The sequence below is a fragment of the Shewanella algidipiscicola genome (assembly GCF_900380485.1).
In the GTDB taxonomy this organism is placed as follows: Bacteria; Pseudomonadota; Gammaproteobacteria; order Enterobacterales; family Shewanellaceae; genus Shewanella; species Shewanella algidipiscicola.
Genome location: NZ_OXJV01000019.1, coordinates 70,389 through 85,229 on the forward strand (window position 1 = coordinate 70,389; position 14,841 = coordinate 85,229).

The following is a 14,841-nucleotide window of genomic DNA, read 5'->3' on the forward strand; positions in this document are numbered from 1 at the left end:
CTGCTTGGGTCGCGGCGGGCTGCATTTTTATTTATTAAACGTGTTTTAAAGGCAAAGCTTCACTGTTGTTAATTGCCTGCCCGGCGGGGGGAGTGTGCAAGCCAGTCGAAACTGGCTTAGGTGAGATTAATAAAGGTTCTCTAAATAGCTTTCGATAATCAGCACTGCGGACATAGAATCTACTTGCCCTTTTGATAGTGCTTTAAAGCCACCCATTTCAAATAGCCGCGCCTTGGCATCGGCCGTGGTTAAGCGCTCATCTTGGGTGGCGGTTTTGACACCAAACCGGCCGCTAATTCTGTTGGCAAATTTACGTGCCCTCTGAGTCATCTCTTGCTCGCTGCCATCCATGTTTAGCGGTAAACCGACGACAATAATATCGGGTTTCCACTCCTCGATTAAGGCGCCAATCTCTTCCCATTTAGGTATACCATCATTAGCTTTGATTGACGTTAGCGGGGTAGCACTGCCGGTAATTTGTTGGCCTATAGCCACGCCAATACTCTTAGTGCCAAAGTCAAAACCAAGCACTGTTACTGCATTCATCTATTATGTCCTACTGGAGTTAAGCATGGCCTATTTGGTTGCAGAGCTGACCGATATCAAAGCCCAGGGTTTGGGTGGCCTTTTGCCAGCGTTGCTCATGTGGCGTATTAAATAAAATATCGACAGAGGCGGGGATGGTTAACCATGAGTTCTCACTTAACTCTTGCTCTAATTGTTGTCTGCCCCATCCGGCATAACCTAGCGCGACAATAAAGTTGTCAGGTGCATTGTGGCTGCCCAATGAAGCCAGTACATCGCGTGATGTAGTGAGCATTATTTCATCATTAATACGCTGACTATTGCTCCACTGATCTTGTGGTGTGTGTAACACAAAGCCTTTTTCTTGCTCAACAGGCCCGCCAAGCAGAACTTCACTGTTAATGCTGTCAATGTTGTTGACTTCATTGAGGTTCATCTGCCGCAATAGTTCATTAACATCGATACCGATAGGGCGGTTAATCATCAGGCCCATGGCGCCTTGTGCGTTATGTTCACATAGGTAGATGACTGAACGCTCGAAAAAGGTATCGTGAAGCGAAGGCATTGCAATAAGTAGATGATGCTGCAAACTTTCCATCTAGCACTCCAGAGTGATTATCCACCGGCTAATTTAACTTGATAATTGAGTTTTTCAAGTAAGGTTTTGAGTTGTTCGCGATTGTCGGTTTGCACTTCAATATTGAACTCTTTGACTGTACCACCACAACCGCACTGTTTTTTCAGCTTTTGTGCCAATGCTTTTAACGCTTTTTCATCTAATCCAAGCCCTTTAATCACTGAAACGCCTTTGCCTTTGCGGCCCTTGCTGTCTTTATGAATACGGACAATGCCGTCACCTTGAGGTGCGGACTCTGGTTGTTTTTTTTCAGTGATTTTGCCTATATCTGTGCTATAGACCAAGGTTACATTAGGATCTATTTTCATCTTTAATCGGACGGTTATGGGCGATAACTCGAGTTTACCAAATTGCGCTATCTAGTGGGAGGGATTAGCAACATCAGACAAAAAAAAGACCACATAAGTGGTCATGGATAAGGCTTTATACCAATCTGCAGGGAGATATAAAGCCCATGTTATCCCAAAGCAACTAACGAGTAGTGCAAGGTGTGAGCAAATGGTTTATCGCTGTAACACTAATAATAGCAAGCTTAATGCGGTAAATGCCGCGCAAGTAATAATGTAAGGATGCAGTTTAGGCACGGCCACGGCGCAGCCTGTAAGGGTAAAGGCAATTGCCACGGTAATGTAAGGGGCGTTATTAGCATTGGTTAGGCTAAAGGCCAGTGGCACTAATAACAAGAGTGGCAGTAGCAACCATCGCCATTGCGCTTTTGCCTGAGTTAAAGTGTCGGCGCTTGGTGTGGCTAACGACTTAGGCGCAAAGATGAAAATGGCACTTGCGATAACAAATGCACTAATAAACCAAGTCATAGTTAACTCCCCTTAATTAAATCTAATTGATAATCATTATCATTTGGGTGTTGGTTTAAGTCAAGGTAATTATGCAGATGGCGTATAAAAAATAGAGTTGTAGATCAGAAATTTGGTCTGTAAGCTAAAATTTAATGAGTAAGTTGATATCAGACCTTGTTTTTTTGCTGGAGTAAGTATGAAAAATATAATCGTTTTAGCAGTTGCGTTGGCGTTATCTGCTTGTAGCACGATGAAGTCGAGCTCAGATTATGATCCTAAAGTGAACTTTAATCAGATTAAAAGTTATGCCTGGATAGATAAAAAAAGTGATGATACGACTTATCATCTCGATGGTTTGATGGATCAACGCGTTAGAAATGCTGTCGATAGTCAATTACAGCTTAAAGGCATAACCAAAACCAGTGCAGAACAGGCAGATGTGTTAGTGAACTATTTCACTAAGGTCGACAAGAAAATTGACGTCGACACTTTTAATACCAATTTTGGCTACAACCCTTATTATGGACCTGGCTGGGCGTGGGGGGGCAATATGCATACTCAAACCACAGTGCGAGAGTATGAAGTTGGTACTTTGGTCGTTGACTTAGTTGATCGCGCATCAGGCCAGCTTATTTGGCGAGGTTCGGTTGCCGATACCGTGCGCGATAAGAGCACTCCAGAAGAGCGTATTGAGGTGGTAAATCAAGCAATTGCAGAGGTAATGACCCACTACCCGCCGCAAGCTGAAATAAAGTAATTAAAGGCGAACTTACTTTTATTAAAGCCTAACGCCTTATCAACACTTTGTTTCAATCATAGATTCAATACTAAACCCCACAAGCGGCTTAGGCCGCTTGTGGGGTTTGTGTCTGTGAATATAGCCTGCCTAGGTAAAGATTGAACATAAAAATAGGCTTCGTTTAGACCAAAGTGCTAGATATTCCCTCCACCTGCTGATGCTATTCTCGGTTGACTATTTATCTTGTTATCGGCAACGGAGGCAGTGTGGAACATTTCCTACAGCAATGGTTTCATCATTATGATAAAGGTGCAGGTGTAGAGGCTGGTGAGCTGAGCCAAGAGACCACACGTCACTGGCAACAATTACTCGTTAATGCTAAAAGTGGTTTGCTTGATAGTTGGCAACATAACCCACCGGGCAGATTAGCTCTTATTTTGTTAATGGGGCCTGTGGCACACCTTTTAGAAGATAATAGTGCCATGACATTACAACTTAAAGCGCGGGAGCTTTGTGTATCAGGGGTTGATAAAGGTTTTGATACTCAATTAGAGCCACTGCAACGCCGCTGCTTTTATGATCCCTTATTTTATTCAGCCAAAGCCGATGATAGAGCCTTACTAATCCGCTTGCTCGAAGGAATGCAGTCTCAATTAGCCTCTGCAGCTAAACCAGCCTGGTGTGCTTGGTATCAGCAAGCATCGGTAGCAAGCCATTAATGTATCGGTATTCATCGAGAGTCATTATTAAGGTGGGGTAGGGGGGAATTTACCAGTCTACTCAATAGGGCTGTATATTTTGTATTATGGGGTGTGACTCAGCCTGTTTTATCCCTACCTGGTTAAATTGGTTTGGTATCAATAGCAAGATCTTGTCTGGCATGGGGGGTAATTATCTAGCAAGCCAGATGTCGTGCTCCTATCGTTATTTTTCCCCTCATGTTTTTCTTTAACTGTACGTCATCATTTTCCATATCATATAGTTGGATGTTGCATCACTGTCGCCTATTGTGTCGATAACTTTGTGTCGATAATTTTATTTTGTGTCGATAATTTTATTTTGTGTCGATAATTTTGTGGGGCCCCTCATGGGGGAACGCTAGTGGCTGTATAGTTGGCACCGCTCTAGGGAGTACTAAATTTATACGTTATTGCAGTGCAACATACTGGGTAATAAGGAGTGTTTTCTGCTGTTGCTGGCTATAATTGTAAAATATTTGCCTTAGTGGCGTAACTCTTTGTTGGCGGCTCGTGCCGAAGCAGATAAAATAGATGGATGTTGTGGCCAGTTTTTAATTGCTTTTTATGCCTTTGTTGGTAATTAATGTAATTAGCCTAACGCATCTTTAGGTAAGTAATAATGAACATACTGCTCCGCATAGGCTTGTTTGCTGTCGGATTATTGCATTGTGTGCATGCGTTTTCTTGGCAAGATACTGATAACGACGGCGTCCCAGATCTCAAAGATGCTTGTCCGCATACTGCGGCAGATACCAGAGTCGACGCCCGAGGCTGTGAAAAGTCAAAACGTGTGTCCTTGTGTTTACCGACAATGAGTGGTGAGACATATCCGGCACAATGTAAACTTAATGAATCGGTTAGCGTGCATTTTCGTTTTGCCCGTGCCGAGGTAGATTATTCACAATGGCGGAGTATTGCCAGCATAGCGACATGGTTAACTGAGTATCCTATTCAGTTGTGTATTGTCGGTCATACCGATAATGTTGGCACCGCAGAGTTTAATCAAGTTTTGTCCTATGATAGGGCCTTGAGTGTCAAAAAAGTACTTGTAGAAGATTATGGGTTTAGTCCCAGTCGATTTTGTGTCGCAGGTAAAGGCAGTATTCAACCAATTGCCAGTAATGCTTCGGCAGCGGGGCGAGCGCAAAATCGACGAGCCGAATTTATTGTCCAGCCACGGTAAATACCGGGTTAATTTTATTGAGGGAGCGTTAAATGGAAAACTTGGATAGTTATATTGCACAAGCACCAGAACTAATCATGACGTACGGTTTGCAGGTCTTATTGGCACTGGTTATTTTTGTCGTTGGTAAATACTTCGCCAAGATTGCTAAAAAACTCACCGGTAAACTATTAACCAAACGCAAGATAGATCCAACCGTTGTCTCATTTGTGTCTAATTTGGCGTGGGCAGCGGTGTTTGTCTTTACTGTTATTGCCACCTTAGGGCAAATTGGGGTACAAACGGCCTCGTTAGTGGCTGTAATCGGTGCCGCTGGTTTGGCTGTGGGGTTGGCATTACAGGGCTCTCTGTCCAACTTTGCGTCTGGCGTATTGATGGTGATTTTTCGCCCTTGTCGTGTCGGTGATTATATTGAAGCGGCGGGTATCGCTGGGACCGTTGATGAGATCACGATATTTTCGACTAAACTGCGTACCCCTGATAATAAGGTCATAGTTGCACCTAATTCCTCGGTTATGAATGGTACCATTACTAACTATTCGGCTATGGACACGCGCCGTATCGATTTAGTCATTGGGGTCTCTTATGATGCCGATCTTAAAGAGACTAAAGCCGTATTAAAGAGTGTATTAGATAACAATGATTATGTGCTTAAAGATCCTGCTTACACTGTAGCGCTGGTTGAATTGGCTAATTCTTCGGTGAATTTTGTGGTGCGTCCTTGGGTTAAAGGCAGTGATTATTGGCCTGCACGCTTTGAGATCCTTGAACAAATTAAAGTCGCGCTGGATGAAGCTAATATTGGTATTCCTTATCCACAAATGGATATTTACGTCAAGGAAACACCTGCCGCTTAAGTATTTTTTATTGTGTGCCCTAAGCCAGTCGTAATTCACGGCTGGCTTTTTTGTTTGTTAATTCGTGTACTTAAGCTTAAGGGCCATAGTTGTTATACAAGGCCGTTAAGCTCTCCTATCCCCCTATATTGACCTATACCAGTTTTAAGTTTCATGACAAAAATAGCGCTTTTATGACAATATAGTGTCGCTGATTCATAATTTTGTAATAAAGCAGCCTAATAATGGCAACGTGGGAATTCACTGATAGAAGATCGCATATGACTGCTAGGATTTTGATAGTTGAAGATGAGTTGGCCATCCGAGAGATGTTGGCTTTTGTTTTAGAACAACATGGATTTACGACAACTACAGCAGAGGATTTTGACTCAGCCTTAGATATGTTGACAGAGCCTTATCCCGATTTAGTGCTGCTGGATTGGATGTTTCCCGGTGGGAGCGGTATTCAATTAGCGAAAAAGCTACGTCAGGATGAATTTACGCGCCATATCCCAGTGATTATGCTGACGGCAAGGGGCGAGGAGGAGGATAAGGTCAAAGGGCTGGAAGTTGGCGCCGATGACTATATCACCAAGCCTTTTTCGCCTAAAGAGCTGGTGGCACGTATCAAGGCGGTTATGCGTCGCAGTGCGCCTACCGCCTTAGATGAACCTATCGATGTGCAAGGCCTCGTGCTCGATCCTGTTAGCCATCGGGTGACTGTCGGCGAGCAGGTATTAGACATGGGACCGACAGAATTTAGATTATTGCATTTCTTTATGACTCATCCAGAGCGAGTGTATAGTCGGGAGCAATTACTCGATAATGTATGGGGCACCAATGTGTATGTCGAAGATCGTACCGTCGATGTGCATATTCGTCGATTACGTAAAGCGGTCGAGCCCTCTAACCACGACCGGCTTATTCAAACCGTAAGAGGCGCAGGTTACCGTTTCTCGACTCGGCTCTAGCTTGCTGAGCGCTAATAAGTGGGCCATATAATTTGATAGGCGTTAGCTTCGGTATCGATTATCTTGTGCTCACTTGCGCATTAGGGTTTCGCTATGTTTAATTCATACTCTGGCTATCAATTGCTTAGTCGCTTAGCGCTATTTTTGTTGGCTTGCCTTACCATTGGCTTGTTGTTTGGGCAGGTATTGCCAGTGATGCTGCTTGGCTGTATCGGCTTGCTTGTTTGGCATTATCAACAGTTATCTAGGCTAAATTTCTGGCTTTGGCGTGATAAACGTCTGACACCCCCTAATGGCAGCGGAAGTTGGGAAGGGGTGTTTAATGGTATCTATCGTCTGCAAGGTAAAAACCGTAAACGAGTGGCGCAATTAGCCGATCTGCTCGCGCGCTTTAGGCAAGGGGCTGAGGCCCTGCCAGATGCTGCTGTTGTGCTGGATTCAGACAATAATATTGCCTGGTGTAATAAATTAGCCCAGCGATTGTTGGGGTTAGTATGGCCACAAGATAAAGGCCAGCGCATCGATAACCTTTTGCGTCATCCTGATTTTTCTCGTTATCTTAAACAAGCGACATTTGATGAGCCCTTTGAGTTTGTCGATAGCCAAAATGAATCGCGCGTGTTAGAAATTCGTATCATGGGCTATGGTGCTGGTCAGCGCTTGCTAATAGCCCGTGATATTACTCGTATTCGTCAACTCGAAGGGATGCGCAAAGAGTTTGTCGCTAATGTGTCGCACGAATTGAAAACGCCCTTAACCGTGCTACAAGGTTATTTGGAAATGATGCAGGAGGTGGCCGAGTTTAATCCTGGTCAACATAAAGCGTTGCAGCAAATGCAGCAACAGACCAACCGTATGCATTCCATGGTCGAGCAGTTACTGGTGTTATCACGTATTGAAGATGGCTCTGCGGTGAATCTCGATGCCAAAGTCAATATGGCCCTGCTGATTGATATGCTCAAAGAGGAGGCGCAGGCTTTGGCTCAGGGACAGTATCAACTAAGCTTTGATTGCGATCCAACCCTGAACATTTATGGTAATGAAGTCCAGATAAGAAGTGCCTGTTCTAATTTACTCTCTAATGCCATTCGTTATACCGACCCAGGTGGCAGCGTTCATGTGTGTTGGAAGCGAGTACCTTTAGGCGCGCAGTTTAGTGTGACCGATTCGGGTGAGGGGGTAGCGCCGCAGCACCTGACACGGCTTACAGAGCGGTTTTATCGCGTCGACAGCGCTCGCTCTCGGCAGCGGGGCGGCACAGGGCTAGGATTAGCCATTACTAAACATGCGCTTAATCATCACCAGAGTGATTTGATGATAGAAAGCCGTCTAGGCAAAGGCAGCTGTTTCAGCTTTATTATTCCCAATCATCTTATTGATACAGGCAAGCGTGGTCATTAAACTTATTGGTTAAGCGCACCTGCTTCGCTCTGTTACTCGAAGTCATTTATTTACCAAATAAATCAGTTAATAAAATCCCGTTTATGTTCATCATTAACAGAGATAGCGCCGATAAGGCGCTTTTGGGTTATTGATGCTGTAGGTCATTGTAACCTTTCTTCAAATAAGTCACTTTTATGATGGTCTGTCATCTAAGTGTCACATGTTCGTCATAGACTTGTCATTGTTGCGATAGATACTGACTGCAACTTAAATAAAACGAGTAAGCAAGTCGCTTAACACTGGAGCAAAGATACAATGAAACTTAAACAGCTTGTTGGTGCGGTGAGTTTGACAGCCGCTAGCGTATTTTCAGTCACCTCTATGGCTGCTATCGATCCGTCACTACCCACTTATGAAAAAAGCAGTGGTGTATCGGGTAACCTTTCATCTGTTGGCTCAGATACCTTAGCGAATATGATGACCCTGTGGGCCGAAGAGTACAAAGAGATGTACCCTAACGTTAATATTCAAATTCAAGCGGCGGGCTCTTCTACTGCGCCGCCAGCATTGACTGAAGGGACTTCACAGTTTGGCCCAATGAGCCGCAAAATGAAGCCCAATGAAATCGAAGCGTTTGAAAAGCACTATGGATATCAGCCAACAGAGATCCGTGTTGCTATTGATGCTTTGGCTGTTTTTGTTCATAAAGATAACCCTATCAAGGGGCTGAGTATCGAGCAGATCGACGGTATCTTCTCGGCTACCCATAAGTGTGGCGGTAACGACGTGCAGCGTTGGTCTGACGTTGGGCTTGGGGGCGATTGGGCTGCCAAAGATGTGCAGCTTTACGGTCGTAACTCGGTCTCTGGGACCTACGGTTACTTTAAGAAAAAAGCACTATGTAAAGGCGATTTTAAAGCCAACGTTAATGAACAACCTGGTTCAGCGTCGGTAGTGCAATCTGTCTCGCAGTCATTAAATGCGATTGGTTATTCAGGGATTGGTTATAAAACTGCAGGTGTGAAAGCCGTGGCTATCGCCAAAAAAGGCGATGATTACATTGAAGCAACCGCAGCCAATGCAGCAGATGGTAGTTATCCTCTATCACGTTACTTGTATGTGTATGTCAACAAGCACCCTAATAAAGACTTAGCACCATTAGAGCGTGAATTCCTCCGCTTTATTTTGTCTAAGCAAGGGCAGAAAACAGTAGAGAAAGACGGTTATGTTCCACTACCACTGAGTGTGACTGCCAAAGATTTAGAAAAAGCCGGCATCCGCCTATAACGGACGCGGTTTAGGGGGAGACCCCCAACAGCAAAGGCCTCAATTTGAGGCCTTTTTGTTTTCTGTGCTATCAGTGATGAGCCATCAGTATGAACTCACTTGATAAGCGCGGTGCTTTACCCATGTGATCTCGATGGCTAGCAATACGATAACGGGGGCGCAAAAAAAAACGACCTAAAGTAGGTCGCCACAAATGCCAGTTGGAATTTGGCTGATAGTCGCGCTAGAGACTATCGAAAAGGGAGATGATGAACCATGAAAACCTTTGTAACCAATCAATGACCCGTAAGGGACTTTGCATCAGTTAATATCAATCGTACTCATATGGTCAGAGTCCGCTTTACCATTTTAGTTCCGATTTTTTGATTATTTTGCCGCAATTAATGTTTAGAGCTGAGTGTAGTTGAGAGCCATTATGTGGAATCAGTGATATTAAGTACTCATGCTGTAGGGGAAGAGAATATTTAATCTCAATGACAAGCGGTTAGTCGATGATTACACTAAGCGCTATTGACGTTAGGGCAATAATAATAAGGATAAAATGTGGCTAAGCAATGGGACAATAACCAAGATCATCACTCGTTTGCGAATGTCGAACAGATCCGTGTATCGCATCTTAGCTTGGCGGTTGCGGTCGATTTTGGGCAGCAACGACTAACAGGTACAGCTAAGCTAACGCTGAACTATCTTGATGAGCAGTGCTGCCACTTGTATCTGGATAGCCGCGATCTGGTGATCCACTCGGTGCGAGATGACAAAAACAATCGGCTCGACTTTCATTTTGATAAGCACGATGCTACCCGGGGGCAGCGACTGCATATTCAGCTGCATGCAAATTCAGCTAACATCACTATCGATTATCACACTAGCGCTAATGCACAAGGGTTGCAGTGGCTAACCCCTGAACAAACCAGCGGCAAGCAGTTACCGTTTCTATTTAGTCAGTCTCAACCCATTAATGCCCGCAGTTGGATCCCCTTGCAAGACACCCCGAAAGCCAGAATCACCTTCGATGCTAAAGTCGATGTGCCTCAAGGTATGCGTGCTGTGATGAGCGCCATGAACGATGCCAACGCGCCACTCAATGGCCAGTTTTTATTTGAAATGGAAAAGCCAATTCCGACTCATCTGCTGGCGATTGCCGTTGGCGATTTACAATTTGGCAGCCTAGGGCCGCGTAGTGGGGTTTATGCCGAGCCAGAGGTGCTTGATTCGGCGGTGAGTGAATTTGAAGATACCGAGCAGATGATCAATACCGCAGAGTCGCTGCTGGGTCCTTATCCATGGGGGCGCTACGACATGATAGTGTTGCCTCCCAGTTTTCCCTTTGGTGGTATGGAAAATCCGCGACTGGCCTTTATGACGCCAACCTTAATTGCCGGTGATAAGAGCCTAGTTTCCACCGTTGCCCATGAGCTGGCACACTCTTGGACTGGTAACTTAGTCAGTAATGCGACTTGGCGCGATCTTTGGCTTAATGAAGGATTTACCACCTATTTTACCCACCGTATTGTTGAAGCGGTTTATGGCAAAGAGCAAGCGCAGCTTGAATTAGTCTTGGAATATGGCCGGCTAGCGCAGGAGTTAGCTTCTATGCCCATTGCGGCGCAGACCTTGCCAGCTAATGTGCAAGCAGGCGATCCTAATGAGGCTTTTAACCGTTTTACCTACGATAAAGCATCGATGTTTGTGCATGACTTAGAAAAACGCTTAGGGAGAGAAGCGTTCGATGCATTCTTAAACGCCTATGTGAGCCATTTTGCCTTTGAGGCGATCACCACTGAGCAGTTTATTGATTATGCGCAGCAGACATTATTACCACAATATAGTGATGTACTGAGTGAGGCCGAATTGCTGGAATGGATCTACGGCACAGGCATGCCACCATGGTTTGTACCGCCTTATTCAAATAGTTTAGATAAAGTCGATGCGCTTTTGATGAGCTGGTATGCCAACGGTGATATTTCCCCTGCGCAAACCACAGATTGGCGCGTTCATCATTGGCAATATTTTATTAATAGCTTGCCTGAACAATTAAGCCATCAACAGTTGCAACAGTTAGATAGCGCTTTTCGTTTTAGTCATTCGACTAACGCCGAAATTGCTTGTGATTGGTATCGGGTGGCGATCCGCAATCATTATGATGTCGTGCTGCCCTTGGTAGAGACATTCTTATTAAATATTGGCCGAGCTAAGTTTGTGCGGCCATTATATGCCGAGCTCCTGCTGGCTGGGTACCGACAGCCGTTAATGGCGATTTATCAACAGGCACGAGCAAGGTATCACCCGTCATTAGTCGCGCAACTTGATAAGCAGTTGGGCGTGTAACAGCTTGCCAATCAATAGGTAAAAAAAATGGCAACCTAATAAGGTTGCCATAAACAAAGTGTTGGAGTGTGATTAACCCAAATGCGCTAGCGTTGGGTTAATGCTCCTGGGGCCCATCCGGCCGCCAAAGGGAGATGATGAACAAATCATGATGAAAAATCTGTTACTCCTTATCAGAGTGTCCCGTTGCAAGTTAGTTCCCAGTTTGAGTAAAAAATAATATTGCTGCTTAATCTCAAGCTTAATGGGTGCCTTAGCGCGCCATAAATTGACTCTTCGCCAGTGCACCATGGGCCTTAATCAAACAGGTAAAAAAAATGGCAACCTAATAGGTTGCCATAAACAAAGTGTCGGAGTGTGATTAACCCAAATGCGCTAGCGTTGAGTTAATGCTCCTGGGGCCATCCGGCCACCAAAGGGAGATGATGATGAACAAATCATGATGAAAAATCTGTTACCCCTTATCAGAGTGCCCCGTTGCAAGTTAGTTCCCAGCTTGAGTAAAAAATAATTTTGCGAATTAATATCAAGGCCAATTTGAACTGTAGAGAACGGTGGCGGAATGTTGAAGAGCTATGGATCAACATTGATATACCTATGATGTTGCTCAGAAGGCGTTATTTTGCTCATGAATTGCCAGAACAGATGAAATGAAACGGGCCGTTATCAATAGTAGGTAAAAAAAATGGCAACCTAATAGGTTGCCATAAACAAAGTGTTGGAGTGTGATTAATCCAATTGCGCTAGCGTTGGATTAATGCTCCTGGGGCCCATCCGGCCACCAAAGGGAGATGATGATGAACAATGAAACAAAATTACGTGCTGTGCACCTAATTCAATAATCCGTTCAAGTAATCAGAGTCGCCATCGAATAAAAAGTTCACTGTGCGGTTAAAAAAAATCATTTAATTTTGCTGGACGATAAAAGAAGGGGTAATTAATACGGATAATTGCAGGTATAAAAAAAGGCAACTCAACCGGTTGCCTGTTGATCTATTCAGATCAAGGGGACCGCGCTAGAAGTCCCAGGGAGAATGATGAACATGAATCAGCAAATCTTCGCGTTCAATTATTGGAGTGCAAGCGACACATAAAGTTCATTGCAACGTTCATAAAATGAGCGTTTTTATGGCGTCATAGGTTGACCTATTGCTATCTAGCTGGATTTGTTCAGTAAAGATTTTATTTTTTCTCTCATAGATTCAGGTTTCGTAGTGGAGGCAAAACGCTCTACTACCTGTCCCTGACTATCGACTAAAAATTTGGTAAAGTTCCATTTGATTGATTCACTGCCAAGCAACCCTTTTGCCTGCTGCTTCAAGTAGCGATAGAGTGGGTCTGTGTTAGCACCATTAACCTCTATTTTGGCAAACAGCGGGAAATTAACCCCGAAGTTGAGCTCACAAAACTGATTTATTTCGGCTTCCGCTGCGGGTTCTTGCTGCCCAAACTGGTTGCACGGAAAACCTAATACAACAAATTTTTCTGGGCCAAAATCTTCATATAGCGCCTGTAATGCTTTGTATTGTGGTGTGAAACCACATTTGCTGGCGGTATTTACAATCAGCAGCACCTTTCCCTTAAACTCTTGCATTGAGCGCATGCTGCCATCGATATTGGTTAGCGAAAAATTATAAATAGACATCGTATTCTCCTTTTTTGATGAAAGGATAGCCTATCAGTAAAATAAATTGTGCGCAATTTACATAGCGATTTAAGTAGTAAGGTGAGTGTCATTTAGCGTTAAATGAGCAGTGAATACCTACCGCAGTGTGATCAGCGGGGGATTTAGCAAGAGTCGATTCAAGCGATGGGTAAAGGATGAGTTTGATAAAAAACAGATTTGCTACAGGGCCAGCAAACGGCTTTAGTGTGACAGGCCCTGTATGGCGGCGTTAACGCTTTATCATTTTCGCGACAAACATGCCGTCGCTATCGGCTTGATAGGGCAATACGGTTAACATCGATTGCTGCTCACCGGTAAATGGATGGCACAGCTGTTGTAATGTAAAGTTAGGGTTGCTGGCGAGGAATGCCTCAACCACAGCTTCATTTTCGGTGGGGCTAATGGAGCAGGTGGCGTACACTAGTACTCCGCCAGTGCGCACCGCCTTGGCTGAGCGCTGTAAAATATCTAACTGTAAAGCGGGTTTGTCGCTAATGGCGCTTGCATCATCGAGCCAGCGCATATCAGGGTTGCGTCGCCAAGTCCCAGTGCAACTGCAGGGAGCGTCAACCAGTACACCATCGAACTGATCGCTCGCGACAGGCAAAGCATCAGTTTTCCATGGCGATACACTGATCTGGTTAAAATGGGCCCGTTTTACGCGTTTAGCCAGTTCTTCTAATGGCTTACGGCGAATATCTGAAGCTATGATACTGCCTTTGCTGTGGCTGTCTTGCTGCAACATTAAAGAGCGTAGTTGCAGCGTTTTACCGCCGGCGCCACTGCAGGCGTCCCACCAGTTATCATCGGGGCGTGGCGCGCAGATATGACCAATCACTTGCGAGCCTAAGTCTTGGATCTCCAGTTGACCCTCATTATAGAGCTTAAGGCTATTTAGGTTGATGCTCTTATGGCCAAGGTTGATGGCATCATCGAAGTAGTCACTCATTTTGGCTTCGATACCGCTAGCATTAAGTGAGGCGAGCGCATCTGCACTATTAATACCTTGTAGGCGGCCCCAAATGGGGGGGCGAGAGCAGAGCGCTTCAATCAAGGCATATTGCTCATCCTCACTGCTTTTTGGGTAGTGCTGCCAATACCAAGTAGGGACTAATTGTGTTAGGGCAAATTCATGCTGTGGAAAGCACGCTTGCAGCAGTTGTTGCTTGGCCGCTAGGTGGGTGAGATCGCCAGCATCGTTAAGGGGCGCGAGTGCTGGGGTTGCCGCAAAGGTTTGCCAAGCATCGCTAAATTCCTGCCAAGGGTGGCCTTCAATTTTGGCGGTTAATGCTAAAGAGGCAAACCAAGCTTTAGGCGCTGTGCAAAGGGTTGCCAGTTGACTTAACCAACCATGCCAACGAAAGAGTCCAAATAGGCTCTCGCGGATCACGCGTCTATCTTTAGAGCCATGCTTCTTATTAATACGAAAATATTCAGCCACAATACGATCGGCAGGTTGCTTGCTCTGCATCACTTGTTCAAATAGCTGGTGGATTGTGATGCTGTAGCTTAGCGCGCGCTTTTGTGCCGATGTATCGGCATTGATACCATGATGCAACGCTAAAGTCGGGGAGGTATCGGTTGCCTGTTTAGCTTGAGAAGAGATTAATGCAGTAGGTGTGGTATCGCCCATGAATATTTGCCCAGCGCTGGTAGGTGTTAAGAGCGGCAAGTTTACCAGAAGTGGCCGATTTTGGTATCTCTTGGCTAGAGATAGACACACTTTAACTGCTTTTATAGCGGCATTTA

The 14,841-nt window shown here is 44.9% G+C and carries 14 protein-coding genes; 8 read left to right on the plus strand and 6 right to left on the minus strand.

Annotation, left to right across the window (positions count from 1 at the left end; genetic code table 11):
* Positions 1-126: 126 nt before the first annotated feature.
* The 4 genes from ruvX to DN599_RS15670 form a co-directional block, all read right to left on the minus strand.
* The gene (gene ruvX, locus DN599_RS15655; protein ID WP_110458534.1) at positions 127-546 is read right to left on the minus strand and encodes a Holliday junction resolvase RuvX; all 420 of its coding nucleotides are present in this window, start codon (positions 544-546) and stop codon (positions 127-129) included.
* Positions 547-565: 19 nt separating this feature from the next.
* Complete coding sequence (locus DN599_RS15660) at positions 566-1,123, minus strand: YqgE/AlgH family protein (protein ID WP_110458535.1); 558 nt, start codon at positions 1,121-1,123, stop codon at positions 566-568.
* Positions 1,124-1,140: 17 nt separating this feature from the next.
* A complete protein-coding gene (gene yciH / locus DN599_RS15665; RefSeq protein ID WP_110458536.1) occupies positions 1,141-1,470 on the minus strand; it encodes a stress response translation initiation inhibitor YciH in 330 nt (109 codons plus the stop codon).
* A 195-nt stretch (positions 1,471-1,665) separates the two neighbouring features.
* Positions 1,666-1,977, minus strand: coding sequence for a hypothetical protein (locus DN599_RS15670; RefSeq protein ID WP_110458537.1), 312 nt, complete (start codon positions 1,975-1,977; stop codon positions 1,666-1,668).
* 178 nt (positions 1,978-2,155) lie between these two features.
* Here DN599_RS15670 and DN599_RS15675 point away from each other — a divergent pair, with 178 nt between their 5' ends.
* The 8 genes from DN599_RS15675 to DN599_RS15710 all read left to right on the plus strand — a co-directional run bounded on the left by DN599_RS15675 (position 2,156) and on the right by DN599_RS15710 (position 11,426).
* Positions 2,156-2,716: a DUF4136 domain-containing protein gene (locus tag DN599_RS15675; protein ID WP_110458538.1), complete on the plus strand. Its 561-nt coding sequence runs from the start codon at positions 2,156-2,158 to the stop codon at positions 2,714-2,716.
* A gap of 248 nt (positions 2,717-2,964) precedes the next feature.
* A complete protein-coding gene (locus tag DN599_RS15680) occupies positions 2,965-3,417 on the plus strand; it encodes a DUF924 family protein (RefSeq protein WP_110458539.1) in 453 nt (150 codons plus the stop codon).
* A gap of 640 nt (positions 3,418-4,057) precedes the next feature.
* Positions 4,058-4,621 carry an OmpA family protein gene (locus tag DN599_RS15685; protein WP_110458540.1) on the plus strand — a complete coding sequence of 188 codons (564 nt, stop codon included), beginning with the start codon at positions 4,058-4,060 and terminating at the stop codon, positions 4,619-4,621.
* A 32-nt stretch (positions 4,622-4,653) separates the two neighbouring features.
* Positions 4,654-5,478 (plus strand): mechanosensitive ion channel family protein, encoded by an 825-nt coding sequence (locus tag DN599_RS15690; RefSeq protein WP_110458541.1) that lies wholly within the window; start codon positions 4,654-4,656, stop codon positions 5,476-5,478.
* Between the two features lie 260 nt (positions 5,479-5,738).
* Positions 5,739-6,428 (plus strand): phosphate regulon transcriptional regulator PhoB, encoded by a 690-nt coding sequence (gene phoB / locus DN599_RS15695; RefSeq protein WP_110458542.1) that lies wholly within the window; start codon positions 5,739-5,741, stop codon positions 6,426-6,428.
* A 93-nt stretch (positions 6,429-6,521) separates the two neighbouring features.
* Positions 6,522-7,829 (plus strand): phosphate regulon sensor histidine kinase PhoR, encoded by a 1,308-nt coding sequence (gene phoR, locus DN599_RS15700; RefSeq protein WP_110458543.1) that lies wholly within the window; start codon positions 6,522-6,524, stop codon positions 7,827-7,829.
* Positions 7,830-8,126: 297 nt separating this feature from the next.
* Complete coding sequence (locus tag DN599_RS15705) at positions 8,127-9,098, plus strand: PstS family phosphate ABC transporter substrate-binding protein (RefSeq protein WP_110458544.1); 972 nt, start codon at positions 8,127-8,129, stop codon at positions 9,096-9,098.
* 543 nt (positions 9,099-9,641) lie between these two features.
* A complete protein-coding gene (locus tag DN599_RS15710; protein WP_110458545.1) occupies positions 9,642-11,426 on the plus strand; it encodes a M1 family metallopeptidase in 1,785 nt (594 codons plus the stop codon).
* Positions 11,427-12,582: 1,156 nt separating this feature from the next.
* On the opposite strand, the gene DN599_RS15715 is transcribed toward DN599_RS15710, so the two are convergent.
* Both DN599_RS15715 and DN599_RS15720 read right to left on the minus strand, forming a co-directional pair.
* Positions 12,583-13,071, minus strand: a complete 489-nt coding sequence (locus DN599_RS15715; RefSeq protein ID WP_110458546.1) for a glutathione peroxidase — start codon at positions 13,069-13,071, stop codon at positions 12,583-12,585.
* A gap of 250 nt (positions 13,072-13,321) precedes the next feature.
* Entirely contained in the window at positions 13,322-14,725 is a 1,404-nt protein-coding gene (locus tag DN599_RS15720) for an RsmB/NOP family class I SAM-dependent RNA methyltransferase (protein WP_110458677.1), read from the minus strand.
* Positions 14,726-14,841: the final 116 nt, after the last annotated feature.